The sequence below is a fragment of the Solibacillus sp. FSL W7-1436 genome, from assembly GCF_038007305.1.
Taxonomy (GTDB): Bacteria; Bacillota; Bacilli; order Bacillales_A; family Planococcaceae; genus Solibacillus.
Genome location: NZ_JBBOWV010000001.1, coordinates 1374371 through 1401275, shown reverse-complemented (window position 1 = coordinate 1401275; position 26905 = coordinate 1374371). Strand labels below are relative to the sequence as shown.

Genomic DNA, 26905 nt, shown 5'->3' with positions numbered 1-26905 from the left:
GTAGTTTGAAAGCTCATTTGCTTTGCTAGCGATCCAACTTCGTTAGAAGTTGAAATCTATTGTTTGCTTCATTTAAGAAGCTTGTTTCATTAACGTTGCTTGTTCAGTTTTCAAGGTTCATCGTGTTGTCGTTGTGACAACTTTTATATCTTATCATTATTTCGTGTTGTTTGTCAACACTTTTTAATAAAAAGTTTTTTTGTCGTTGAAGCATTTATCTTTCATGCGACAACTTTTACTATTTTACAGCATCCTTCAACTCAAGTCAACTACTTTTTAATTTATATCTTTCAAAAGGTGTTATCTTGTAAGGACTTTAAATATAATAACATTTGATTTTCTAATCGTCAATAGTTTATTGAGTGTTTTTCTTTTTTTATTATACCTTTATTAAGACAGACAAAAATAATATAAAAAAGGGCTGCTTCTTTATATAAAGATACAACCCCTTAACGATTAATTAGTTTGATTTATATCCTTAAGAAAGGATACGCGAAATATAGAAGCTTCTATTAGAAGAAAGATCTATAATTTCCCCTGTGCGCGTTAATTTGACAAGTGGACGTGTAGGTGAATACTTATTGATGAACATTACTTCACCAAGCTCTAAATTTGATAATTCAACTTTCGTTCCAATTGGTAGATCAACGACAATATGCATTAAAGCCTGAACAACTTTAATATCAAATTTTCCAAACTCCTCTTCCTTAATCATCTCGGTTACTTTAAAAGGAGACTGCTTTGATCGATACATACGTTCACTGGTCATCGCATGGAATACATCTGCTACAGCAACAATCTGGGCAAAGATTGAAATCGATCCGCTACGGTCACCTTTTGGATACCCGCTGCCATCCAAACGTTCATGGTGCTGATAAACAGCTATTTTCATAATATCTTTTATAGCTGTTACATTTTTAATTAGTAAGTAACTATAATAAGGATGTTTTCTTACTTCCCTAAATTCTGACTCTGTTAAGACACTTTTCTTATCCCGTATACGTGAAGGAATTCTTGACATCCCACTATCTGCTAACATTCCGGCGATGGCAAGCTGAATCGTATCTCCCCGCTCATATCCCATTTTCTTTGCAATGACAGCCGCAATTAAACCTGTAGCAATACAATGGTGGTATAAATAATCCTTCGCATTCGAATAACTGTTCAGATCAAATATATAAGTGCGATTTTCTAAAACCATATCCATTAACGGAATCATTATGTTTCTTACCTTTGTCAGGTCTACTCTTCCGCCAGCTTCCCAATTTGAAAATTCTTTTTTCAATTGTTCAATTCCATCGAGATAGGATTTTTCAAAACTTGCAGATTGCTCCAATGGTAAAGTTACAGGAGGATTTTCTAACTTCTCTTCAATTATCTCTGTTTCATCAACTTCGTTTTCATTATGTATTAATACTGTTTTTAAGTTAAATAGTTCAAATACGCGTAAATGTTCTGGCTTTACTTTTGTATTTTTATAGATAATTGGATATTGTGTATTGGCAAAAATATCTTCAGCAATTACTTTACCTAATCGCAATTCCTCAACTCTTATCAATATTGCTTCCAATTTCACAACCCCTTAAGCTCATTATCGATTAGTAAGTAAGGATAAATACTCATCAAATAATCGATTCTTTCTAAATAACTACTAATCTTTCCATATTAACGTTAATTATAACGAATGGAAAATAAATTACAATCAAAAAAAGTAATCTAGATAGTCTAAACTAACTAGATTACTTTTGGAATTATTCTTCTACAGCTGAATTTGACTCTCCATCAGTTTCGGAATCGATTTCTTCATCATCCGGAGCATCATCTTCTTTTTTCACCCGTGCAACAGTTGCTACATATTCGCCTTCAGCAAGTCTGATTAAACGAACACCCTGTGTGCTTCGTCCAATAACAGATATATCATTTACGTCCATACGAATTAACATACCATTGATTGTTATTAACATAATGTCTTCTGATCCATCCACGGCCTTAACCGCGCACATCTTACCGTTCTTATCGGTAATTTGCATCGTTTTCAGACCTAACCCGCCACGGCTTTGTAAACGGTATTCGGATTCAGGTGTACGTTTACCGTAACCATTTTCAGTGACAACTAAAATTTCCTGACCTGGTTCAAGAATTTCCATTCCTACTACAAAGTCACCATCGCGAAGTTTAATACCGCGTACACCGGCTGCCGAACGACCCATCGAACGAATATCGTCTTCTTTAAATCGTACTAACATACCATCGCTTGTACCGATAATAATTTCTTTTGTGCCATCCGTTAAATGTACAGAAATTAAATCATCGTCTTCTCGTAATGTAATGGCGATTAAACCATTAGTACGGATATTTGCAAACTGATCAACAGGTGTACGTTTTGTTACCCCTGTTTTTGTAGTAAAGATAAAGTAGGCATCTTCTTTAAACTCAGTTACGCGAATCATTGCAGTAACATGCTCACCTTTATCAATATTAAGCAAGTTTACAATTGGCAGTCCTTTCGCTTGGCGACCGAACTCCGGAATTTCATATCCTTTTGCACGGAATACTTTCCCTTTTGAAGTGAAGAAAAGAATTGTATCGTGTGTAGAAGTGAATAATAAATGTTCTACGAAGTCATCTTCATTCGTGCCCATACCTTGTACACCACGGCCACCGCGTTTTTGCGAGCGATACGTATTCGCAGCTAAACGTTTAATGTAACCGTTATGTGTTAATGTAAGTACCGAATTTTCACGAGGAATTAAATCTTCGTCTTCAATCATTTCTAAACCGCCAGCTGTAATTTCTGTACGACGCTCATCACTGTAACGCTCTTTAATATCCGTCATTTCTGTACGGATAATTTCAACTACTTTTGCTTCATCAGCCAAAATCGCCTTTAATTCATCGATTAGCTTTAAAAGTTCCTGGTATTCAGCCTCAATTTTTTCGCGTTCCAATCCGCTTAAACGCACAAGACGCATATCCAAAATTGCCTGTGCCTGGCGTTCAGATAAATTAAAACGCTCCATTAATTGAGGTCTTGCTTCTTCACCGCTGCGAGAAGCTCGGATAATAGAAATAATTTCATCGATATGATCAAGCGCAATACGTAAACCTTCTAAAATATGTGCACGTTCCTCTGCTTTTCGAAGCTCGAATGCAGTACGACGTTTAATTACTACTTTCTGGTGTTCTAAGTAATGATAAAGCACTTCTTTTAGACCTAATACTTTTGGCTGTCCATCAACTAGCGCAAGCATATTTACACCAAAGCTTGATTGCATTGCAGTTTGCTTAAATAAATTGTTCAGTACGACATTTGCGTTTGCATCACGGCGCACTTCAATAACGATACGCATACCGTTACGGTCTGATTCATCGCGTAAATTAGTAATACCGTCAATCTTTTTATCCCGTACTAACTCGGCAATTTTTTCAATTAGTTTTGCTTTGTTGACTTGATATGGTAATTCGTGCACTAAAATGGTCTCTTTACCGTTTGAAGCTTGTTCAATTTCCACTTTAGCACGAATTGTCAGTGAACCACGGCCTGATTCGTATGCACGGCGAATTCCGCTGCGTCCTAGAATAATTCCCCCTGTAGGGAAGTCAGGACCTGGAATGATTTCCATTAGCTCTTCTGTCGTAATGCCTGGGTTGTCTGCTACTGCCAATACACCGTCAATCGTTTCTCCAAGATGATGTGGCGGAATATTAGTAGCCATACCTACGGCGATACCAGAAGCACCATTCACTAATAGATTCGGATAGCGAGCCGGCAATACTAAAGGTTCGTTTTCACTGCCATCATAGTTTGGTCCATAATCAATCGTATCTTTGTTAATATCGCGCAACATTTCCATCGCGATTTTTGACATACGTGATTCTGTATAACGCATTGCTGCGGCTCCGTCGCCATCAACTGAACCAAAGTTACCATGACCGTCGACCAGCATATAACGGTAGCTGAAATCCTGCGCCATACGGACCATCGCATCATAAATAGATGAGTCACCGTGAGGGTGGAATTTACCCATTACGTCCCCTACGATACGGGCACTCTTTTTATATGGTTTATCTGAAGTATTTCCCAGCTCCTGCATACCGTATAAAATACGGCGATGTACCGGTTTAAGTCCATCTCGCACATCAGGTAAGGCACGCGAAACGATAACGCTCATCGCATAGCTTAGGAAAGATGATTTTATTTCTGTTGTAATATTTCTAGATTCAATATGTCCATGCTGAATGTCAGACAAAATAAGGACCTCCTTCCAATTGCACTAACTAATCAATTATGCCCAAGCATAATTGTATCCTTCTGCGGGCGTTTGAAAACCCGCAGAAGGATGCTAAATATCCAAGTCTTGCACGTATACTGCATTTTCTTCGATAAAATCACGACGTGGGGCAACTTCATCACCCATTAAGTGATCGAAAATTTTATCTGCTTCAATTGCATCATCCAATTCTACTCGAATTAAAGTACGGTGCTCTGGATCCATTGTTGTATCCCATAATTGTGTTGCATTCATTTCCCCTAAACCTTTATAACGCTGTACATTAGGCTTCGGTAACTTCGGCAGACGGTTTAAAATATCTTCTAACTCCTGATCAGAGTAGCAGTATTCAACATGTTTCCCTTGTTTCACCTGGTAAAGCGGCGGTTTTGCGGCATATACATAGCCCGCTTCGATTAATGGACGCATGAAACGGAAGAAGAATGTCAGCAATAGCACACGAATATGTGCACCATCGACATCGGCATCCGTCATAATTACGATTTTGTGATAACGTGCTTTTTCTAAATTAAACTCTTCCCCAATACCAGTACCGAATGCTGTAATCATCGCACGGATTTCGGCATTCGATAAAATACGGTCCAAGCGTGCTTTCTCAACATTAAGGATTTTTCCGCGCAATGGTAAGATCGCCTGGAAATGACGGTCACGGCCTGATTTAGCCGATCCGCCGGCAGAGTCACCCTCTACAATATAAATCTCAGATTCAGCAGGGTTTGTCGAAGAACAGTCTGCTAATTTACCTGGTAAGCTTGAAACTTCTAGTGCAGATTTACGACGTGTAAATTCGCGGGCCTTTTTCGCTGCTACACGCGCACGTGCCGCCATAGTACCTTTTTCGATAACTTGGCGTGCAACCGTTGGATTTTCAAGCAGGAAACGTTCAAATCCATCTGAGAATAAAGCATTTGTAATCTGACTTACTTCAGAGTTACCAAGTTTTGTTTTAGTTTGACCCTCAAATTGAGGTTCCGGGTGTTTTATTGACACGATTGCCGTTAAACCTTCACGAACATCTTCGCCTGTAAGGTTGGCATCCGATTCTTTAATCAAGTTTGCTTTGCGGGCATAGTCGTTAATAACACGTGTTAAGGCAGTTTTAAAGCCTGATTCATGCGTACCACCTTCATACGTGTTGATGTTGTTTGCAAAGGACATAATATTAGAGCTGAAGCCTGAATTATACTGCATAGCAATTTCAACCGTAATGCCTTCTTTTTCGCCCAGCACATCAATCGGTACATGGATAGGTTCTTTATTTTCGTTTATATGCTCAACATATTCACGAATACCGCCTTCAAAGTGGAATGTTTCAGAACGTTCCTGTCCGATGCGCTCATCTGCAATCGTAAGGCTGATGCCACGATTTAAATAGGCTAGTTCACGGATACGTGTTGCTAAAATATCGTATTCATAAACTGTTGTTTCTTTGAATATTTCGCTGTCAGCTTTAAATCGAGTTGTTGTACCTGTATGGTCTGTTTCACCGATGACCGTTAATTTTTGAACCGTTTGACCGCGCTCAAAAATAATTTCATGGATTTTACCATCACGGTGTACTTGAACAATTGTCTGACTTGATAATGCGTTTACTACAGAAGCACCAACACCGTGAAGACCACCTGATACTTTGTAGCCTCCGCCACCGAATTTACCGCCGGCATGAAGTACTGTCATAATTACTTCAACAGCAGGCATACCCATTTTTTCCTGAATATCTACGGGAATACCACGACCGTTATCTTCTACGCGAATCCAATTGTCTTGTTCAATTGTCACTGTGATTCCTGTACAATAACCTGCTAAAGCTTCATCAATACTATTATCAACAATCTCCCAAACTAAATGGTGCAATCCTTTTGAACTTGTTGAACCAATATACATGCCCGGACGTTTTCGAACAGCCTCTAATCCTTCTAATACTTGTATTTGATCCGCATCATAAGATTGCTGGACTTTATTATCTTCTAAAGCCACTATTGTTCACCTACTCTTTCATAACTATCAGTATGCTTCTTTATTACGTATTTCAATGCACTATGGTTGTTCAATTGTTCCTTGTGTGACTTGGAACAATTTTGCGTGCTGTATTGTGTCATGGTGAATACCTTCTACGCTCGTTGTTGTAACGAATGTCTGGACTTCACCTTGAATTGTATTTAATAAATGTGATTGGCGATAATCGTCCAATTCAGATAAAACATCATCCAATAAAAGAATCGGAGTTTCCTTCGTTTCCTGTTTGATAAGTTCAATTTCGGCAAGCTTTAAAGATAATGCCGTTGTGCGTTGCTGCCCTTGTGAGCCATATACTTGAACATCATAATCATTCACAAAAAACTGCAGATCATCCCGATGAGGCCCTATAAGTGTTACGCCTCTCTCAATTTCACGCTGCTTCACTTCTTCTAGTTTCTTTATTAAGTAATCCGTCATTTCTTCGGCAGTCCAGCTTGCTTCCATCCCTGTTACAGGACGGTATTTTATGACAAGCTTTTCTAATCCTCGCGAAATGCCAAAGTGAATCGGTTCAGCCCAATCTTGTAAAAGCTCGATAAACTGAAATCTTTTACGGATAATTTGAATTGCCGCCTGCACATATTGTTCTGTATAAATATCAAACATCACATCAGATGCGAGTGATTGTTTTCCCGCATTTTTTTTCAATAAATGATTACGTTGTTTCAAAATCTTTTGGAATGTTAGTAAATCATGTAAGTAAACAGGGGAAATTTGTCCGATTTCCATATCGATGAATCTTCGGCGAATTTGGGGGCTGCCCTTTACGATATTCAAATCTTCAGGTGCAAACATTACTACATTCATCTGTCCGATATAATTGCTTAGTTTCGTTTGTTCAAGATGATTGATTTTGCCCTTTTTGCCTTTTTTTGAAATCGTCAATTCGATAGGAACGCCACCGTAACGCTTATTTACCACACCTTCTATTTTACCATAATCCGCATCCCAACGTATTAATTCTTTATCGTTCGCGGTACGATGAGATTTGGCCATCGCTAGTACATAGATTGATTCCATTACATTTGTTTTTCCTTGAGCATTCTCCCCAATAAAAACATTAATTTTATCTGAAAAATCCAGTGTTAACGATTCATAGTTACGATAATTTGTTAGCTGCAAGCGCTCGATGTTCATGTATTAATTTTCTCCGTTTTGAATAAATGCATCTACAATTTTGTAACGGCCTACACCAGGGATATTAATCACATCTCCATGACGCAGTTTTTTTCCGCGGCGATCTTCCACTTCTCCATTTACATACACTTCATGTTCACTTAAAAACCACTTTGCCATACCGCCAGAGCTAATTGCATCTGTCATTTTCAGCGCTTGACCAAGCGTTATATATTCTGTATCAATTACTAATTCATTCAACGTAATTCATCCTCCACTTAAATAAAGTCTTATCATTCTATCATACCTAAAAATTGTCCATAAGTAAAAAAGGAACGGTCTCATTAACAAGTTAAGACCATTCCTTTTCAAATTTTTATTTAATTTTAGTAAGTACGTACAGGTAAAATCAGCTGTAATATTGCATCATCTGCAACAGAACGTAGGATGAACGGGCGCATTGCACCTGTAAATTCAATTACTACATCTTGTCCATCAATCGCTTTTAAGGCTTCCATCATATATTTCGCACTAAATGAAATCTTTAATGATTCGCCTTCCAGATTTTCCACTTGGATCTGCTCTTCAACTTTACCGATCTCAGGTGAGTTCGATGAAATTTCGACTGTCTGATTTTCCAGTGTTTCAAAACGAACAACATTGTTGCGGTCTTCACGAGCTAAAAGTGAAGCACGGTCAATTGCCTGCAATAAAGATTTTCCGTTAATCGTAATCATTGTTTTAAACTCTTCCGGAATTAAACGTGATGTGTCCGGATAATTGCCTTCTAACAGACGAGAGAAGAATAGAACATCATCTGTTTTAAATAAGACATGCTGGTTTGTCAGTACGATTTGTACAGGATTATTTGTGTCTTCTAAAATTTTGTTCAATTCATTTAAGCTTTTCCCCGGAATTACGACTGAAGTAATGTCATTTGGTAAATTTTCAAGATTTACTTTACGACGCGCTAAACGGTGACTATCCGTCGCAACGCATATTAATGCATCACCTTCAACTTTCCAGTTTACACCTGTCAACACCGGACGGCTTTCCGATGTCGCTACAGCAAATACAGTTTCTCTAATAACTGATTTCAATAAATCTGTCGGAATCGTAAATTGTCGGTCTGCAGCAATTTCAGGCAACTGTGGATATTCGGTAGCATCTGAGCCAATAAGATGGAACTCTGATTTACCTGAACGAATGATAGTTGCATAGCCGTTTGTAATTTCGATTTCAACTTCATTAGTAGGCAATTTACGGATAATTTCATTGTACATACGAGCTTGCAGCACAATAGAGCCTGTTTGTGTAATATCCATAATTTGTTCGCCATTTTCTTCTACAGGAATGAATGTCTGGATTGTAATGTCTGCATCACTACCAGTTAACGTCATACCTTCGTTTGTAACATCGATTTTAATCCCCGTTAAAATGGGAATCGTCGTTTTAGAACTTACAGCTTTCATTACATCGTTTAATCCTGCTAAAAGACGATCACGTAAAATAGTAAATTTCATTAGTTTACCTCTCTTATATAATTAATTATTTATTTAAAGATATTAATAGATATAGTAATAGGGCCTGTGAATTTGTGGATAACCCCTATTTTGATCAAGTAGAGAGCGCTATCCACATGTTGATAACTTGTGAATAGTCTTGTGTGAAAAAGATAAAGTTATACACAGAGTTTATTTACCTAACATACTACGAATTTGTTTAATATCCTGCTGAAGCTGCTGATCTGTTTTAAGTAAAGAAGAGATCTTTTCATGGGCATGGATTACTGTAGTATGATCACGTCCCCCAAATTCTTCACCAATTTTGGGTAATGAGTAATCTGTCAACTCACGAGATAAATACATTGCAACCTGGCGTGGATAAGCAATCGACTTTGTCCGGCGCTTTGCTTTAAAATCTTCCAGGCGTATATTGTAATGTTCTCCTGTTGCAGTTTGAATATCTAAAATAGAAATCATGCGCGGTTTGGAATTCGGCATAATATCCTTTAAAGCTTCAGCAGCAAGTTCAGGCGAAACATCCATATTTACTAAAGAAGAGTAAGCCACAACTCGGATTAATGCCCCTTCAAGTTCACGAATATTCGTATCAACCTGGTTGGCAATATACAGCATGACTTCATTCGGAATATCAAGTCCATCCGCTTTCGCCTTTTTACGTAAAATTGCAATACGCGTTTCTAAATCAGGCGGTGCAATATCAGTAATCAGTCCCCATTCAAATCGTGAACGCAAACGATCCTCTAAAGTTGGAATTTCCTTTGGAGGGCGGTCACTTGAGATGACAATCTGCTTCGATTCTTCATGCAGTGTATTGAATGTATGGAAGAATTCCTCTTGTGTCGATTCCTTACCAGCTAAAAATTGAATATCATCTATTAGCAGTACATCAACATTTCGGTATTTATTGCGAAAATCGATTGTTTTATTATCACGGATTGAGTTAATGAACTCATTTGTGAATTTTTCGGATGATAAATAGACAACATTTGCTGTCGGATTATGTTCTTTTACATAATGTCCAATTGCATGCATTAAGTGAGTTTTTCCTAAACCTACCCCCCCATAAATAAAGAACGGGTTGTAAGCTTTGGCAGGCGCTTCTGCTACAGCCAAGCTCGCTGCATGGGCAAAGCGGTTACCTGAACCAATAACGAATGTATCAAATGTGTACTTTGGATTGAGCATACCTGGGGTAATGTCATGGTGTTCACTTGATTTTGCCTGAGTAATTGGGGGCGGAAGTTCAAAGTCATCTGCAGCCTGATCTTTCTGGACAACAAAATTAATGACTAGATCCTCTCCAGTTAACTCGTTTAATATTCCTGTAATCATATGGATGTAGTATTGTTCAAGCCAATCGCGGGCAAAAGAGTTAGGCGCGGAAATCGTCACTTTTGTGCCACTATGCGCAAGAAGTTTTGTTGATTTCAGCCAAGTATCAAAGCTCGGTTTCGAGATTTTCTGTTCAGCTTGGGCAAGGACGGCATTCCATAGGTTTTCTAAATGTTCCAAGCTCTTTCTTCCTTTCATTAATTCATTTCACATTCGATTCGTATATTTAAATGACAAAGCTCATACTAACAAAAATTAGTTGAGAGTCTCTTTTTATGTGAATTTCCTTACAAATGCAAACTTTCTTGCTGACGAAAAAAGAAAGGCTCTGTTAGATGGTTAATAGGAAACAGAGCTATAAAATATATATTTTATAATTAAAAAGGAGTTCATACACATAACCACAAGTTGTGGATAAAGGTTGTTCTAGAGTAGGGGAAATCTTTGTCCACAGATTATCAACAATTGTGGATAATATATTTCCCAGAAAAGAATTCCACAAAGTAAAACACAGTTATCGTATCAAATAAAGTTAGGTATTTCAATACTTAAACGATCTTATCCACATAATCATATGTTATATACATAACAGTTGTCCACAGGTTTGTTATATGTGAAAAACCTGTAGATAACGGTTGTGGATAATTTTTAAAGGCAAAAATACTATTCACAGCATAAACTTAAATTAATTTTAAAAATTGTGGATAAGTGTCAGCGTAGATCAGCAGAGGGATTATATGAGGTTTATAAGGAAAAAGAGAAAAATAAAATTGAAGCATTGACAAATAGGTTTCATTCTTTATATAATATCATGGTCTGTATGTAGAGATAGATATAGTAACGCTCGAATTCAGGAGGTGTATATAAATGAAACGCACGTACCAACCTAAAAAACGTAAGCACTCTAAAGTTCACGGTTTCCGCGCTCGTATGAGCACTAAAAACGGCCGTAACGTATTAGCTCGCCGTCGTAAAAAAGGAAGAAAAGTATTATCAGCATAAGTCCACTGAGCCACATCAGTGGTCTTTTTTTTCTTTTATCGTTGTTGAATGAGCAAAAAAAGTACCAATGATTAGATGGAGCAGGTGAATGGATCATGAATAAACGCCAACGTATAAAGAAAAATGAAGATTTTCAAAAGGTGTTTAAAAAAGGTAAGTCGTTTGCGAATCGCCAATTTGTTGTATATTGCTTGAAAAAGGAAGAACAACAGGCGTTTCGTATTGGCTTATCAGTGAGCAAAAAAGTAGGAAATGCTGTCACTCGGGTTCAAGTGAAGCGCTATATTCGCCAAGCTTTTCTGGAATTAAAAGATGAAGTTAAACAAGATATGGATTATGTTATTATCGCCAGAACGCAGGCGGCCACACTGGATTTTCACGAAACCAAAAAAAGCTTGCAGCATGTTTTAAAGGTTGCAAGAGTATATAAAGGATAGTTCCACAATTAATTGTTTATCATTCATTGCTCTAAACTTTGAATTTACAGAACAATTAGTAGTGTACGAACGTCCGCACATGGTAAAATATTGTCATAAAAATTGAATAGGTTTGCTTTAGGAGGAAGAAGGTTGAAGAAAAATCTATGGATAATGCTGTCACTTGTTTCAGTAGTATTACTGCTGTCAGGCTGTACAGAATTTGACCAACCAATTTCATCTGAAAGTGAAGGCTTTTGGAATGAATATATTGTTTGGCCATTAGTATCATTTATTAAGCTTTTTGCTGATATGTTTGAAGGTAATGCTGCGAATTATGCATTTGCAATTATTATCGTAACTGTTATTATTCGTCTAATCATTCTGCCTTTAACTATCAAACAAGTAAAAAGTTCTAAAAAAATGCAGGAAATGCAACCGAAGTTAAAAGAGCTGCAAGCGAAATACAGCTCAAAAGACGCGGCAACTCAGCAAAAATACCAGCAGGAAATGATGCAGTTAATGCAGACTTCTGGTGTTAACCCGTTAGCTGGATGTTTACCGATTCTTATCCAAATGCCGATCCTAATCGGTTTCTATCATGCGATTAGCCGTATGAATGCAACACCGGCTGCATTTGAACTAGGGACGTTTTTATCGGTTCCATTAGCGGAGCCAAGTATTGTATTTGCTGTTATCGCAGGTCTTATCCAGTATGTAGTATTAATGACTGGACCAGCAGTGGATAACCCGCAAATGAAAATTATGATGTACATCATGCCATTAATGATTGTTGGTTTCGGTATTATTTTACCTGCCGCATTATCATTATATTGGGTAGTCGGAAACTTTGTATCTGTATTACAAAACCTTGTTATTTACAAACCTTGGAATAAAAATAAACCGGATGCTACCGATGCTAAAGGGGCGAAATAAGTGAAACAAACTACGCAAATAGGCGCAACAGTAGAAGAAGCGATCTCATTAGCGTTACAAAAGCTTGGCCATACTCGTGAACAAGTTGATGTGGAAGTTTTACAAGAGGGTAAAAAAGGATTTTTAGGTTTTGGAGCACGAAATGCTGAAGTTCGTGTCACTGTAAAGGAAATTGTTCAGCAGCAAGTGGATCAAGAGAAGACTTCAGATTCTGCATCTGTTGTGGAAGAGCCGGCAATTGCCGAAAAAACAATCGAGCAGGATCCGGTTCCAGCTAATGAAGATCAACCAATTCACCATGAACAACAACAAGTGGATCCTATTGAAGAGGCAAAACAGTATTTAACGAATATTGCTTTAGGAATGGGAATTACAGATTTAACAATTGATCATGAAGCAGATGGTAAACATGTTTCATTTAAGTTATCGAGCGAGAAAGCAGCGTTATTAATTGGAAAGCGTGGTCTTACATTAAATGCGCTTCAGCATTTAACCCAGCTGATTCTTAATAAAACAGCCAAATCGTTTATGATTTTACAAATGGATGTGGAAGATTATCGTGAACGACGCCAAGCAGCACTTGAACAGCTGGCATTACGCATGGCTGACAAGGCCATTCGAACACGAAAACCCGTATCATTTGAACCAATGGCATCTTATGAAAGAAAAATTATTCATAATGCTTTGGCGAATCGAATAGATATCGAAACGCACTCGGAAGGTGTCGAACCAAATCGATATTTAGTCATTGAGCCAGTAAAATAATATACAGACATATTTCGACCTATTCTTCTGGATAGGTCGTTTTTTAATGAAAAATGGATTCAAATCTACATTACTTTAGATTTTAATAAAAATATGTTAGTCTAAATTGTTAGTTAGTATAGCACGGATGTGATTTATCCACATGTGGATAACACTGAAATAGGAGGATATAAATGGAATTCGATACGATTGCTGCGATTTCCACTCCGATGGGAGAAGGAGCTATTGCGATTGTTCGTCTAAGCGGCGATGAGGCGGTAGCGATTGCAGATAAAATATTTAAATCACCAAATCATAAACGTTTGACGGAAGTTGCGACACATACTATCCACTACGGACATTTAATCGACCCGAAAACCGATGAAGTGGTAGAGGAAGTTATGATGAGCTTAATGCGCGGACCTAAAACATTTACGCGTGAAGATGTTGTCGAGATCAATTGTCATGGCGGTATTGTATCTGTCAACCGAGTACTGCAGCTTGTATTACGCTACGGTGCACGTTTAGCAGAGCCTGGAGAATTTACGAAGCGTGCATTTTTAAATGGCCGTATCGACTTGTCACAGGCAGAAGCGGTAATGGATTTAATCCGTGCGAAAACAGACCGTGCAATGAATGTTGCGCTCGGCCAGATGGATGGAAAGCTTTCACGTCTTATTACATCTTTACGCCAGGCATTATTAGAGACGCTGGCACAGGTGGAAGTAAACATTGATTATCCGGAATATGACGATGTGGAAGAAATGACGATTCCTGTACTTCTTGAAAAATGCGGTTGGGTACGCGAAGAAATTATTAAATTACTTCAAACATCATCTCAAGGTAAAATTTTGCGTGAAGGTTTATCTACCGTTATTTTAGGACGTCCGAACGTAGGCAAATCATCTCTTTTAAATAGTTTAGTGCAGGAAAATAAAGCGATTGTAACCGACATTGCAGGCACAACTCGTGATATTATTGAAGAATACGTAAATGTTCGCGGAGTTCCTTTACGTCTAGTTGATACAGCAGGTATTCGGGAAACGGAAGATATCGTTGAACGAATTGGTGTTGAGCGTTCTAGAGAGGCATTAAAAGATGCTGATTTAATATTGCTTGTATTAAACTACGGAGAAGAGCTTACAGAAGAAGATGAACGCCTTTTTGAAACGATTCAGGCGATGGATTATATTGTCGTTGTCAACAAGACAGATATCGAACGTAAAATCGATTTAAACCGTGTTCATGAATTAGCTGGGAAACATCGTGTCGTAACGACTTCGTTATTGAAAGAAGAAGGTGTAATTGAGCTGGAAGAAGCAATTGCAGCATTGTTCTTTGAAGGGCAAGTGGAAGCGAATGATTTAACATATGTATCAAATGCGCGGCATATTGCGTTATTGCATCAAGCACAACAGGTAATTGAAGATGCGCTTGCTGCAGCTGAATCAGGTGTACCTGTCGATATGATTCAAATCGATGTGACACGTACATGGGAGATTCTTGGTGAAATTATTGGAGATACTGTACAGGAAAGCTTGATTAATCAGCTATTCTCGCAGTTCTGTTTAGGGAAATAAATCGGAATAATAGAGAGGAAGAACAACATGTCAATACAATACGAAGCAGGTAATTTTGACGTAATCGTTGTTGGTGCAGGACATGCGGGTGTGGAATCTGCATATGCAGCTGCGAAAATGGGTGCTAAAACACTCATGCTTACAATTAACTTAGATATGATTGCGTTTATGCCATGTAATCCTTCAGTCGGCGGACCTGCAAAAGGAATCGTTGTTCGTGAAATTGATGCACTTGGCGGTTTAATGGGACGCATTATCGATAAAACACATATTCAAATGCGCATGTTAAATACCGGAAAAGGTCCAGCAGTACGCGCTTTACGTGCACAAGCGGATAAATTCCAATATCAGCATGAGATGAAACGGGTTTTGGAAGAAGAAGAAAACCTTCAAATTCATCAGGCGATGGTCGATGAACTAATTGTAGAGGATGGCGAAGTAAAAGGTGTCATTACACAAGTTGGAGCAATTTACCGTGCACCGGCTGTCATTATTACAACTGGTACGTTTTTACGCGGGGAAATTATTTTAGGAAATCTGAAATATTCTTCTGGTCCAAACAACCAGCAGCCATCGATCAAATTAGCGGATAACCTAAAAGAATTAGGATTTGATTTAATTCGTTTTAAAACAGGTACACCACCGCGTGTAAACAACCGTACAATTGATTACTCAAAAACGGAAATTCAGCCTGGTGATGATGTACCCCGTGCATTCAGTTTTGAAACAACAGAATATATTATGGATCAGCTTCCTTGCTGGTTAACTTATACAACAGAAGAAACACATCGTACAATTGAGGAGAACCTGCATTTGTCTCCAATGTTTTCAGGGATGATCAAAGGGACAGGTCCACGTTACTGCCCATCAATTGAAGATAAAGTAACGCGCTTTAATGACAAACCGCGTCACCAGATTTTCCTGGAGCCTGAAGGACGCAATACACGTGAAGTATATGTCCAAGGTTTATCAACAAGCTTACCGGAGCATGTTCAGAAGAAATTAATCGCATCGATCCCTGGTTTGGAAAATGCCGAAATGATGCGTGCAGGCTATGCGATTGAGTATGATTCAGTGATTCCTACACAATTATGGCCAACATTAGAAACGAAAAAAATCCAAGGTCTTTATACAGCAGGTCAAATTAACGGTACTTCAGGCTATGAAGAAGCAGCAGGGCAAGGCTTAATGGCAGGAATGAATGCCGCAGCAAAAGTTTTGGGCCGTGAAGAAATCATTTTAGACCGTTCAGATGCTTATATCGGTGTTTTAATTGATGACCTGGTTACAAAAGGTACGAATGAACCTTACCGTTTATTAACTTCCCGTGCAGAGTACCGTCTTCTATTACGTCACGATAATGCAGATTTACGTTTAACGGAAATCGGTTATAAAGCAGGGATGATAACGGAAGATCGTTACGCGAAGTTCCAAGAGAAAAAAGCACAGATTGAACAGGAAATCGCCCGTCTGCGTGAAATTATCATCAAGCCGAATGCGACGACACAGGAGGTCATCCGCAATGCTGGCGGAGCAGAACTAAAAGATGGTATCCGCGGAGCAGACCTTTTAAAACGTACTGAAATGACGTATGATTTAGTTGCCTCCCTAATTCCACCAGAAGTGGAACTTACAGGGGATGTAAAAGAACAGATTGAAATTCAATTAAAATATGAAGGGTATATTCAAAAAGCACTTCAGCAAGTAGAGAAAATGAAGAAGCTTGAAGATAAGAAAATACCTGAAAATATCGATTATGATGCTATCCCAAGCTTGGCGACCGAAGCGCGTATGAAGCTTAAAAGTGTTCAGCCGCTTTCAATTGCTCAAGCATCGCGTATTTCAGGTGTAAACCCTGCAGATGTTTCAATTTTACTTGTCTATATTGAGCAAGGTAAAATTGCGAAAGTAACTACGAACTGAATGATGTGAGCGTCTTTATCCAAAAAAGGCGCTCATTCTTTAATATGGAGGAGTCATTTTATGAACGAAAAGCAGTTTATCGAAGCATTGAAGGAAAAGGGTATCGAGCTTTCAGAACACCAGATTGCGCAGTTTAAAAAATATTTTGAACTTTTGGTCGAGTGGAATGAAAAGATGAACTTAACGGCGATTACGGATTTGGAAGGTGTTTATTTAAAGCACTTCTATGATTCAATCAGTGCGTCATTTTATTTTGATTTTACAAAAGTGACAACGGTTTGTGATGTTGGTGCAGGTGCAGGCTTCCCAAGTATCCCGATTAAAATTTGCTTCCCGCATTTGCAAATTACGATTGTCGACTCGCTAAATAAACGAATTACATTTTTAAATCATTTAACAAATGAGTTAAACTTGGATCATATGACGTTTGTCCATGCACGTGCAGAAGAGTTTGGCCAAAATGCAGCATACCGTGAAAAATTCGATGTAGTCACAGCGCGCGCGGTAGCACGTCTTTCTGTATTGTCAGAGCTATGTATTCCTTTAGCAAAAGAAGGCGGTTATTTTGTTGCATTAAAGGCTGCAGCAGGAGCAGAAGAATTAAAAGATGCGACAAAGGCTATCTCTACATTAGGCGGAAAATTAATAGAGGAGTTTGCATTCCATTTACCGGTAGAGGAAAGCGAACGTTCACTTTATGTATTTGATAAAGTAAAATCAACACCAAAAAAATACCCGCGTAAACCAGGTGTTCCTAATAAAACACCGATTAAATAAAAAAATTAACAAAATTTGAAATATATCCGTCTTTTGCTGCATATATATTTATATTTATGTTTTTTTAGTGGATAGAAAAATATAAGTTTATTTTGAAATACAAATGGGTAAAGACACTATTTTGTCCTTTTTTAGGCGAAATCTGTCTTTCTCGTAAATTACTATTCATTGAACACTGTACATTTTTGAATGAATCAGAAATAATATTGTATATGAGGTAGACAGTTTCCTAAAGGTGGTGCCACACGGATGAAAAGTACTTTTTCACGTTTTTTCGGAGGCGGGAGCAAAGAGCCTGAAGTAAAAAGTGAAGTAGAAGTAATAGAGAATATCTCGATGGCTTCAGAAGAAGTAGTTAAAATTCCAATAGACAAAATCATTCCGAACCGTTATCAGCCACGTACAGTTTTTGATGATGAGAAGATTGAAGAATTAGCAAGAACAATTCATACACATGGCGTCATTCAACCAATTGTGATTCGTCCAATGGATAATGACCCGGATAAATATGAAATAATTGCCGGTGAGCGACGTTATCGAGCGATGAAATCTCTACAATGGGTAGAAGTGCCTGCTATTGTACGCAATTTAAATGATCGAGAAACGGCGTCTATTGCCCTGATTGAAAACCTTCAACGTGAGGAATTAACAGCAATTGAAGAAGCGCTTGCTTATCAAAAGTTATTAGGATTGCATCAGCTTACACAAGAAGCGCTTGCACAACGTCTTGGTAAAGGACAATCAACAGTTGCTAATAAATTGCGTTTATTAAAGTTGCCTCAATTTGTTCAGGATGCTATTTTGAATCGTGAAATTTCGGAACGTCATGCCCGGGCTTTAATTGTAGTCAAGGATGAGCAATTACAAATGCAGCTCATTGCAGCGACGAAAGAGTTTGATTGGAATGTTAGACAGCTTGAAGAGCAAATTCAAAAAATTCTAAATCCCGATGAGCCAGAGATAAAAAAACGTAAACCAAGCAGAAAAGCGATTAGCAAAGATGTGCGTATTGCCCTTAATACAATCAAGCAGTCGTTATCGATGGTGACGAAAAGTGGAATAAATGTAAAAACGGAGGAAGAAGATACAGACGATTACTACCAAATCACTGTAAAGATTCCAAAGAAAAAATAAATTATTGAACTGCCCGAAAGATAACGACTTTCTAGGCAGTTTTTTTAGTAGATTAGTAGGAACAGCAAGTTTTTTTGAAATAAATTTAGTTTCATAGCATCGTTTTCTAACATTTTTTGTTAAGATAAAAGAAATAGTATTATAAAAGGAAGATTTAGTAAGCCGAGATTTTTAGACTTTAAAAATATACCTAAATTGAAGTGATGAAAGCAGGTGCGGGTATTGGGACGTATTATTGCGATAGCCAATCAAAAAGGTGGCGTAGGAAAAACGACGACCTCTGTTAACTTAAGTGCATGTTTAGCTATTTTAGGAAAGAAAGTATTAATAATCGATATCGACCCACAAGGTAACGCTTCAAGCGGATTAGGTGTTCGAAAAGGTGACTTGGAAAGCTGTGTATATGATGTATTGATTAATGATGAAGATATTAAAGACGTCATTCAACAAACGGATGTAGAAAATTTATATATTGTTCCTGCTACAATATCATTGGCAGGTGCTGAAATTGAACTTGTGTCCACAATTTCCCGTGAAGTTCGACTGAAAAAATCTTTGCAGGAAATTAAAAATAATTTCGATTTCATTATTATTGATTGTCCGCCATCTCTTGGTTTATTAACAATCAATGCATTGACTGCCTCGGATGCACTGATTATCCCGGTCCAATGTGAATATTATGCATTAGAAGGGTTAAGCCAGTTGCTTTCAACAGTCCGCCTTGTCCAAAAGCATTTGAACAAGGAGTTAATGATTGATGGCGTGTTGCTCACAATGCTCGATGCCCGCACGAATTTAGGGCTTCAAGTAATTGATGAAGTAAAACGCTATTTCCAGGATAAAGTATATCGCTCGATCATTCCTCGTAATGTCCGGTTAAGTGAGGCACCGAGCCATGGTAAACCGGTAATTTTATATGATGCAAAATCACGCGGAGCAGAAATTTACTTAGAGTTTGCAAGGGAAGTGATTAAAAATGGTTAGAGGTTTAGGTAAAGGAATTGATGCGCTTTTTCGTGAAGAGGCCGTACATAAAGAAGATCAGGTACAGCAAATTGCAGTCGGAAAAATTTCAGCAAATCCATTTCAGCCACGTAAAATCTTTGATGAAACTGCAATTGAAGAATTAGCCAGTTCTATTATTGAACATGGTATTATTCAACCGATTGTTGTCCGCAAAAATGCCAGGAAATATGAAATTGTAGCAGGTGAACGTCGTTATCGTGCGGCTGTCAGTGCAGGTTTAACAGAAGTACCTGTCATTGTAAAAGACTTTAATGAGCAGCAAATGATGGAAGTTGCCATATTGGAAAACTTGCAGCGTGAAGATTTAACTCCAATTGAAGAGGCAGAAGCATACAACAGTTTAATTGTGAAACTGAATTTCACCCAAGACGATTTAGCGAAAAGATTAGGAAAAAGCCGTCCGCATATTGCCAACTTGATCCGTCTGTTGCAGTTACCGGAAGACATAAGAGACCTTGTCAACGAAGGAAAACTGACAATGGGGCATGGCCGTGCATTGCTTGGATTAAAAAATAAACGACGTATACCTGAAGTGGCGCATAAAGTAATAAAGGACCACCTTAATGTTCGTCAGTTGGAGAAGTATATCCAAGATTTAAATGAGGCCGTTTCACGTGAAACAAAACCGACGAAAAAAGATATTCATACACAGGCAACAGAGTCCCAGTTACGTGACTATTTTGGAACACAAGTACAAATCAAAAAAGCTAAGAACAAAGGTAAAATTGAAATTGAATTTTATTCGGATGATGATTTGCACCGCATTCTTGAAATATTAAATATGGAACAACAATAAAAAGTGCTGAACAAAAAGTTTCAGCACTTTTTTTATGAACAGTTATAATATAAAAAGATTAATATATAAAATTGGATTTGTCACACAGCAAATAGAAAGAGGAAATTTCATGGTATTACTAGGTTCTCTGTTAAATGCATTATTCATCATTATCGGTGCATTGGTTGGCCGTATTTTTAAAAATATTCCGGAATCCATGCAGCAGACAGTGCTATCCATTATCGGTTTAGTTGTTGCACTGTTAGGAATTCAAATGGGATTGGAGAGTACGAATTTTATTCTTCTTATTGTGAGCTTGATCATTGGTGCGGTCATCGGCGAATGGCTCGATCTTGAAGAGAAATTTAATCGCTTAGGTCGATGGATTGAGTCCCTTTTTGGAAAGCGTGCACAAAAAGGAACGATTGCAGAGGGATTTGTAACCGCAACGCTCATTTTTGTTATCGGCTCAATGGGAATTCTCGGTGCTCTCGATAGCGGCTTGCGCAACGATCACAATATCCTCATCACTAAAGGGATTATCGATGGATTTATGTCGATTATATTAAGTTCAACTTTAGGGATCGGTGTCTTACTATCGGCGGTTCCTGTACTTTTATATCAAGGAACAATTGCCCTATTTGCGGGTGTTATCAGTACATATATTCCTGGCGAAGCACTGGACCTGTTCATCACAGAAATGACGGCAACAGGCGGTATTATGATTATGGCAATCGGTTTGAATATTGCCGGATTAACGAAAATCCGTATAGCCAATCTGCTGCCAGCGATTTTGATGGTTGGGATACTCGTTGCTATTATTTTTCCGTTTCAATAGATGGCGCTGCCATGCTAAAACAAGTGCCCGAACAATTTTATCGCTCATAGAATACGTAACATGCAATCTTGTATTTTGTAATACTTTAGCCTCCATAAAGCCTCCTACATTAACAATTCCTTTAACAGAAATGTTGCCGATAGGGGGCAACTCTTTTTTCACAGCTTTCCCGGGATAAAGAGGACCCTGTTGGATTAGAATAGAACCAATCGCATTTGATTCACCTAAACAAGCATCAATCGCAATAATAAAAGGTTGTTCTTTTTCATTAATAAGCTGTTCATAACGCTCTACTATATTGAGTGCATGAAGCGGTGCCTGCAATGTTCCGATGACCGGAAACGGAAATGAAAAAGTTTGGTGCAGCTGGCTGCCGATAATTGGTCCTAATGCATCACCTGTAGACCGGTCTGTACCGATACAGCAAAAAATAAGTTCTTCATGGTCAAACGGAATCGTTTTTAGAAAGATTTCGCTCAGCTCCCAAACTGCGCTCGTCTGCTCATAATGGACACTATAATTTTGAGGACAGGCTTGTGTCATATTATCACTCCTTTAATTTTCTGATTTAAGTAGATTACTCGAGAAATAAGCTGAAATACGATATATTTATGCAGTATATTCAATTTTAAAGTTTGTTATACAAGAGGTGGTAAATTTGGAAGAAGATTTGAAATTAGATTTAGAGGAATTTTCCGAAACGGATTTAAAAGGACTAGCACACTATACGACAAGGCTCTGGGATTATGTCACAAGTGCTGAATTTTGGGATGCTATTATTATAGCCAGCGCAAAAATTCTGGCGATTATCGTTATTTCTTATGTTGTTGTTTTTATCGGTAAAAAGGTAATTCACCGTGTGTTTATGCTGCGCGTAAGAACGAATGAACGCCGGCACCTTACAATTGTAAAGCTGCTGCAAAGCGTTCTAAGCTATTTAGTGTACTTCTCTGCCATTATGGGGATTTTATCGGCCATGAATATACAAGTAGCTGGATTACTTGCAGGGGCCGGGATTGCTTCTGTGGCGATCGCCTTTGGTGCGCAAAACTTAGTGAAGGATGTCATTACAGGATTTTTCATTATTTTAGAGGATCAGTTTGGTGTAGGGGATTTTGTGAAAATCAATACGGCAGAAGGTACCGTTATGGAAATCGGTCTTCGTACAACAAAAGTTAAGGGAGTAACAGGAGAACAGTTTATTATTCCAAACGGCAGTATTGTAGATGTCATCAATTATTCAATCAATAACTCAAAAGCTACGATAAATATGCAAATTTCGCTCGATGCAAATATTGAAAAAGTGCAGATGGTTATACAAAACTATTTGGATACGTTACCGGAAAAATATGAGGAACTTGTTTCTGCTCCTGTCTTTTTAGGTGTCACAAATACGACAAGCACAGAAGCGACAATTGCTATTACAATAGAAACATTACCATTACAGCAATATTCAATAGCACGTATTATTCGGAAAGATGTAATCGACATCCTAACACGCAACGGTATTCCTCTTGCTGTACCGAAAATGATGTTTTATGAGCGAAATCAGGGAGGAGAATAATAGATGGAAGCAAAGCAGTACGCTCTAAATGACGTTGTGGAAATGAAAAAACAACATCCTTGTGGCACAAACGAATGGAAAGTAATTCGATTAGGTGCCGATATTCGCATAAAATGTGAGGGCTGCGGACATAGCGTTATGATTCCACGCCGCGAGTTTGATAAGAAAATGAAGAAAATTTTACGCCAGGCAGAAGAAGTCTAAAAGCAAAATAGACTTTTGTGCCCGCAATCAATATAATAGACAAGGTTGTAAAATTTAATGGACAGAAAAATCCATAAAATAATTAATAATAAATTTAAATGAACTGAACATAGAAAGGTTGTGTCAATATGGCATTAACAGCTGGTATTGTTGGTTTACCTAACGTAGGGAAATCGACTTTATTCAACGCAATTACAAAAGCAGGCGCTCTTGCGGCTAACTATCCGTTCGCAACAATCGAACCGAACGTTGGCAGCGTAACTGTTCCGGATGAGCGTTTAGACAAATTAACAGAATTAGTAGTACCAAAGAAAACAGTTCCGACAACTTTTGAATTTACAGATATCGCTGGTATCGTAAAAGGTGCTTCTACTGGTGAAGGTTTAGGAAACAAATTCCTTGCCCATATTCGTGAAGTAGATGCAATTTGCCAAGTTGTTCGTTGTTTTGAAGATGAAAATATTACACATGTTTCGGGTACAGTTAACCCGATCGATGACATTGAAGTTATTAATTTAGAGTTAATTTTAGCGGATATGGAATCAGTGGATAAACGTATTGCACGTGTAGCAAAAATGGCAAAACAAAAAGATAAAGAAGCAATGGTGGAAGAGCCGATTCTTCAAAAACTTAAAGAAGTATTGGAAGCTGAAAAACCTGCTCGTGCGGCAGACCTTTCAGATGATGAGAAAAAAGTAATCAAAGGTTTACACCTATTAACGATTAAACCGATGCTTTATGTTGCGAACGTTTCTGAGGATGAGGTAGCGGATCCATCTGAAAACAAGTATGTAAAAATGGTACAAGAATACGCAGCAGCAGAGGGCGCACAAGTAATCACTGTTTGTGCGAAAATTGAAGAAGAAATCTCTGAGTTGGAAGACGATGAGAAAAAGGAATTTTTAGCTGAACTAGGAATTGCTGAATCAGGTTTAGACCAATTGATTAAGGCTTCATACAGCCTGTTAGGTTTAGCTACTTACTTTACAGCTGGTGTACAGGAAGTTCGTGCATGGACATTCCGTAAAGGTATGAAAGCACCACAATGTGCCGGTATTATTCATACTGATTTTGAACGCGGTTTTATCCGTGCTGAAACAGTAGCATTTACGGATTTAGTAGAGTACGGTTCAAAGCCGGCTGCAAAAGAAGCAGGTCGAGTGCGCGCTGAAGGTAAAGAATATGTAGTACAAGACGGCGACGTAATGGAATTCTTATTTAACGTATAATTAGCAGACGCTTTGTGAGTAGAAATTTATCCTCACAAAGCGTTTATTTATATAGAAAATAATCTATTTCATTAATATTAAAAGGTACAGCCAGTTGCATAGAGATAACAACTATGATACAATTCATTGATGTGAGTAATAGAAGTTACTTACTCCTTGCTCCCTATTTAGTAGGAGAGCCCAAGTCCATAAGGAGGTGCAAACACAATGAGAAAGTACGAATTAATGTACATCATCCGCCCAAACATTGAAGAAGAAGCGAAGAAAGCTTTAGTAGAGCGTTTCCAAGAAATCTTAACTTCAAATGGTGCAGAGATCACAGAAGCAAAAGATTGGGGTAAGCGTCGTTTAGCTTACGAAATCAATGACTTCCGCGAAGGTTTCTACCAAATCGTGAAAGTTAACGCTGGTACTGAAGCTATCAACGAGTATACTCGTCTAGCTAACATCAGCGAAGACATCATCCGTCACATCGCAGTACGCGAAGAAGAAAAATAATTTTTAAACTTAAATGCTGAAAAAAGGAGGGCGCATTGATGATTAACCGTGTCGTATTAGTCGGAAGGCTTACAAAGGATCCAGAGCTTCGTTACACACCGAGTGGAGTTCCAATGGCACGTTTTACGATTGCCGTAAACCGTACATTTTCGAGCCAGTCGGGTGAACGCGAAGCAGATTTCATAGGCTGTATCGCCTGGAGAAAACAAGCTGAAAACTTGGCAAACTTCATGAGAAAAGGAAGTTTGATTGGTGTAGAGGGTCGTATTCAAACAGGTAGCTTTGAAGGACAAGATGGAAAGCGTGTGTATACTACAGATGTCGTTGCTGATTCAGTGCAGTTCCTAGAACCACGTGGAGGAGCTAATGCATCACAAGGTGCACCAAGCCAACAATATAGCGGTGGGCAAAATTATGGTGGTCAGCCATCTTATAATCAGCCTAACCAACAATTTGGGGGCGCGCAATCACAGGATTCTTACGGTTCTTATCAACAGCCAGCCCAAAATCAGCAAAATTATACACGTGTAGATGAAGATCCATTTGCTAACAGCAAAGGACCGATTGAAGTTTCGGAAGACGATTTACCGTTCTAAGAGCTTCACATCTATAATTAAAAATTAAAAGGAGGAACACGATAATGGCACCACGTCGCGGAGGCCGCAAACGCCGTAAAGTTTGCTACTTCACTTCAAATAACATTACGCACATCGACTACAAAGATGTAGATCTTTTAAAGAAATTCATCTCTGAGCGCGGTAAAATTTTACCACGTCGCGTAACTGGTACTTCTGCTAAATACCAACGTAAACTTACAAACGCAATCAAAGTTTCACGTATTATGGCATTATTACCATTCGTAGCTGAAGAAAAATAATTTTTCTTAAAAGTACAGCATAGGCTTATTCGGCCTCTGCTGTACTTTTTTTATTGTACGAGGTTTATACAGTTCCATATAAAAAAGGCTGCCACAAGATTACTCGTGACAGCCTGATAAGGGCAATAGCCTATTTAAAGGCCGTTGCGTTATTATTTTGTAATTAGTTCAAGATTGACCGGAATTACTTCTTCAACCATTTCACCGTTTAAATAAGCAATCGCTGTTTCCATTGCAATTTTTCCGATTTCATCAGGTTTTTGTGCAACCGTTGCGGCTAAACTTCCTGCTTTTACAGCAGCTACCGCATCGTCAGTCGCATCAAAGCCGACTACTACAATCTTCTTACCTGAAGCCGAAATTGCTTCTTGTGCACCTAATGCCATTTCGTCATTATGTGCAAATACGGCTGTAATATCCGGGTTGGACTGCAGGATATTCTCCATTACTGTTAAGCCTTCAGAGCGGTTAAAGTTCGCTGTTTGCTTGGCAACGACATCTAGTATACCTGTGACAGCCTCATTGAATCCTTGTCCGCGATCACGCGCAGCAGACGACCCTGCGACACCTTCCAATTCAACAACTTTGGCACCTTCACCAACCAGCTCTGTAATATAATCTCCAGCCAGCTTTCCGCCAGCTACGTTATCAGAGGCGATATGTGATACAACTTCGCCACCTTCAGATGAACGGTCTACCGTGATGACCGGAATATTTAAAGCATTCGCAGATTCAACTGCCGTTGCAACAGCAACTGAATCTACCGGATTGATGATGATCAGATCAACGTTTTGTTGGATTAAATCTTCAATATCGGAAGCTTGCTTGGATGCGTTATCCTGCGCATCAACAATCGTTGTTTTCACACCGAGCTCTTTCGCCTTCGCTTCTGCATTTTCACTTAGCGTTACGAAGAAAGGATTGTTTAAAGTTGAAATTGACATACCGATTGTTAATGTATCATTACTGCTTTCTGTTGATTTAGCCGATGTTCCGAAAGAAGGTTCCAAAGAGAAGCCTGGTTTTACCGAACAAGCCGCAAGCATCACCGTGGCCAAAAGTGCCATTAATAATATTAAATGTTTTTTCACGCTAAT

26 protein-coding genes are annotated in these 26905 nt (G+C 38.4%); 17 read left to right on the top strand and 9 right to left on the bottom strand.

Annotated elements, in window-relative coordinates:
• Positions 1-478: 478 nt before the first annotated feature.
• The 7 genes from MKX73_RS07040 to dnaA all read right to left on the bottom strand — a co-directional run bounded on the left by MKX73_RS07040 (position 479) and on the right by dnaA (position 10465).
• Positions 479-1570 (bottom strand): HD-GYP domain-containing protein, encoded by a 1092-nt coding sequence (locus tag MKX73_RS07040; RefSeq protein ID WP_340716852.1) that lies wholly within the window; start codon positions 1568-1570, stop codon positions 479-481.
• Positions 1571-1751: 181 nt separating this feature from the next.
• Entirely contained in the window at positions 1752-4250 is a 2499-nt protein-coding gene (gene gyrA, locus MKX73_RS07035; RefSeq protein ID WP_340716851.1) for a DNA gyrase subunit A, read from the bottom strand.
• A gap of 93 nt (positions 4251-4343) precedes the next feature.
• Positions 4344-6269 (bottom strand): DNA topoisomerase (ATP-hydrolyzing) subunit B, encoded by a 1926-nt coding sequence (gene gyrB, locus MKX73_RS07030; RefSeq protein WP_340716850.1) that lies wholly within the window; start codon positions 6267-6269, stop codon positions 4344-4346.
• A 60-nt stretch (positions 6270-6329) separates the two neighbouring features.
• Positions 6330-7448, bottom strand: a complete 1119-nt coding sequence (gene recF, locus MKX73_RS07025) for a DNA replication/repair protein RecF (protein ID WP_340716849.1) — start codon at positions 7446-7448, stop codon at positions 6330-6332.
• Positions 7449-7451: 3 nt separating this feature from the next.
• The gene (gene yaaA / locus MKX73_RS07020) at positions 7452-7688 is read right to left on the bottom strand and encodes a S4 domain-containing protein YaaA (RefSeq protein ID WP_340716848.1); all 237 of its coding nucleotides are present in this window, start codon (positions 7686-7688) and stop codon (positions 7452-7454) included.
• 125 nt (positions 7689-7813) lie between these two features.
• The gene (gene dnaN / locus MKX73_RS07015) at positions 7814-8950 is read right to left on the bottom strand and encodes a DNA polymerase III subunit beta (RefSeq protein WP_340716847.1); all 1137 of its coding nucleotides are present in this window, start codon (positions 8948-8950) and stop codon (positions 7814-7816) included.
• Between the two features lie 171 nt (positions 8951-9121).
• Positions 9122-10465, bottom strand: a complete 1344-nt coding sequence (gene dnaA, locus MKX73_RS07010; RefSeq protein WP_340716846.1) for a chromosomal replication initiator protein DnaA — start codon at positions 10463-10465, stop codon at positions 9122-9124.
• Positions 10466-11152: 687 nt separating this feature from the next.
• Between dnaA and rpmH the strand changes: the two genes are divergently transcribed.
• The 11 genes from rpmH (at position 11153) to MKX73_RS06955 (ending at position 21436) form a co-directional block, all read left to right on the top strand.
• A complete protein-coding gene (rpmH, locus tag MKX73_RS07005; protein ID WP_008408389.1) occupies positions 11153-11287 on the top strand; it encodes a 50S ribosomal protein L34 in 135 nt (44 codons plus the stop codon).
• Between the two features lie 95 nt (positions 11288-11382).
• Positions 11383-11724, top strand: a complete 342-nt coding sequence (gene rnpA / locus MKX73_RS07000) for a ribonuclease P protein component (RefSeq protein ID WP_008408387.1) — start codon at positions 11383-11385, stop codon at positions 11722-11724.
• A gap of 132 nt (positions 11725-11856) precedes the next feature.
• The gene (yidC, locus tag MKX73_RS06995; protein ID WP_340716845.1) at positions 11857-12639 is read left to right on the top strand and encodes a membrane protein insertase YidC; all 783 of its coding nucleotides are present in this window, start codon (positions 11857-11859) and stop codon (positions 12637-12639) included.
• A complete protein-coding gene (gene jag, locus MKX73_RS06990; RefSeq protein WP_340716844.1) occupies positions 12640-13404 on the top strand; it encodes an RNA-binding cell elongation regulator Jag/EloR in 765 nt (254 codons plus the stop codon).
• A gap of 173 nt (positions 13405-13577) precedes the next feature.
• Complete coding sequence (mnmE, locus tag MKX73_RS06985; protein WP_340716843.1) at positions 13578-14963, top strand: tRNA uridine-5-carboxymethylaminomethyl(34) synthesis GTPase MnmE; 1386 nt, start codon at positions 13578-13580, stop codon at positions 14961-14963.
• A gap of 33 nt (positions 14964-14996) precedes the next feature.
• On the top strand, positions 14997-16886 hold the full coding sequence (gene mnmG / locus MKX73_RS06980) for a tRNA uridine-5-carboxymethylaminomethyl(34) synthesis enzyme MnmG (protein ID WP_340718862.1): 1890 nt from the start codon (positions 14997-14999) through the stop codon (positions 16884-16886).
• Positions 16887-16946: 60 nt separating this feature from the next.
• Entirely contained in the window at positions 16947-17663 is a 717-nt protein-coding gene (gene rsmG / locus MKX73_RS06975; protein WP_014822346.1) for a 16S rRNA (guanine(527)-N(7))-methyltransferase RsmG, read from the top strand.
• Between the two features lie 249 nt (positions 17664-17912).
• On the top strand, positions 17913-18797 hold the full coding sequence (noc, locus tag MKX73_RS06970) for a nucleoid occlusion protein (protein WP_340716842.1): 885 nt from the start codon (positions 17913-17915) through the stop codon (positions 18795-18797).
• 222 nt (positions 18798-19019) lie between these two features.
• The gene (locus MKX73_RS06965; protein WP_340716841.1) at positions 19020-19781 is read left to right on the top strand and encodes a ParA family protein; all 762 of its coding nucleotides are present in this window, start codon (positions 19020-19022) and stop codon (positions 19779-19781) included.
• Positions 19774-20619, top strand: a complete 846-nt coding sequence (locus MKX73_RS06960) for a ParB/RepB/Spo0J family partition protein (RefSeq protein ID WP_340716840.1) — start codon at positions 19774-19776, stop codon at positions 20617-20619. The genes MKX73_RS06965 and MKX73_RS06960 overlap by 8 nt, the downstream gene beginning before the upstream one ends.
• A 109-nt stretch (positions 20620-20728) precedes the next feature.
• Positions 20729-21436 carry a DUF554 domain-containing protein gene (locus MKX73_RS06955; protein WP_340716839.1) on the top strand — a complete coding sequence of 236 codons (708 nt, stop codon included), beginning with the start codon at positions 20729-20731 and terminating at the stop codon, positions 21434-21436.
• Here the strand turns inward: MKX73_RS06955 and yyaC are convergent.
• Entirely contained in the window at positions 21353-21979 is a 627-nt protein-coding gene (yyaC, locus tag MKX73_RS06950) for a spore protease YyaC (protein WP_340716838.1), read from the bottom strand. The two genes, MKX73_RS06955 and yyaC, sit on opposite strands and share 84 nt — an antisense overlap.
• 115 nt (positions 21980-22094) lie before the next feature.
• Between yyaC and MKX73_RS06945 the strand changes: the two genes are divergently transcribed.
• The 6 genes from MKX73_RS06945 to rpsR all read left to right on the top strand — a co-directional run bounded on the left by MKX73_RS06945 (position 22095) and on the right by rpsR (position 25808).
• A complete protein-coding gene (locus MKX73_RS06945; protein WP_340716837.1) occupies positions 22095-23000 on the top strand; it encodes a mechanosensitive ion channel family protein in 906 nt (301 codons plus the stop codon).
• A 3-nt stretch (positions 23001-23003) separates the two neighbouring features.
• Positions 23004-23204: a DUF951 domain-containing protein gene (locus MKX73_RS06940; RefSeq protein ID WP_340716836.1), complete on the top strand. Its 201-nt coding sequence runs from the start codon at positions 23004-23006 to the stop codon at positions 23202-23204.
• Between the two features lie 128 nt (positions 23205-23332).
• Positions 23333-24433, top strand: a complete 1101-nt coding sequence (gene ychF / locus MKX73_RS06935; protein ID WP_340716835.1) for a redox-regulated ATPase YchF — start codon at positions 23333-23335, stop codon at positions 24431-24433.
• A 207-nt stretch (positions 24434-24640) separates the two neighbouring features.
• Positions 24641-24931: a 30S ribosomal protein S6 gene (gene rpsF / locus MKX73_RS06930; RefSeq protein ID WP_340716834.1), complete on the top strand. Its 291-nt coding sequence runs from the start codon at positions 24641-24643 to the stop codon at positions 24929-24931.
• Positions 24932-24969: 38 nt separating this feature from the next.
• On the top strand, positions 24970-25527 hold the full coding sequence (ssb, locus tag MKX73_RS06925) for a single-stranded DNA-binding protein (protein ID WP_014822353.1): 558 nt from the start codon (positions 24970-24972) through the stop codon (positions 25525-25527).
• A 41-nt stretch (positions 25528-25568) separates the two neighbouring features.
• Positions 25569-25808: a 30S ribosomal protein S18 gene (gene rpsR, locus MKX73_RS06920; RefSeq protein WP_191701183.1), complete on the top strand. Its 240-nt coding sequence runs from the start codon at positions 25569-25571 to the stop codon at positions 25806-25808.
• A 152-nt stretch (positions 25809-25960) separates the two neighbouring features.
• Here the strand turns inward: rpsR and rbsB are convergent, their stop codons facing one another.
• Positions 25961-26899, bottom strand: a complete 939-nt coding sequence (gene rbsB, locus MKX73_RS06915; RefSeq protein WP_340716833.1) for a ribose ABC transporter substrate-binding protein RbsB — start codon at positions 26897-26899, stop codon at positions 25961-25963.
• Between the last annotated feature and the right edge of the window lie 6 nt (positions 26900-26905).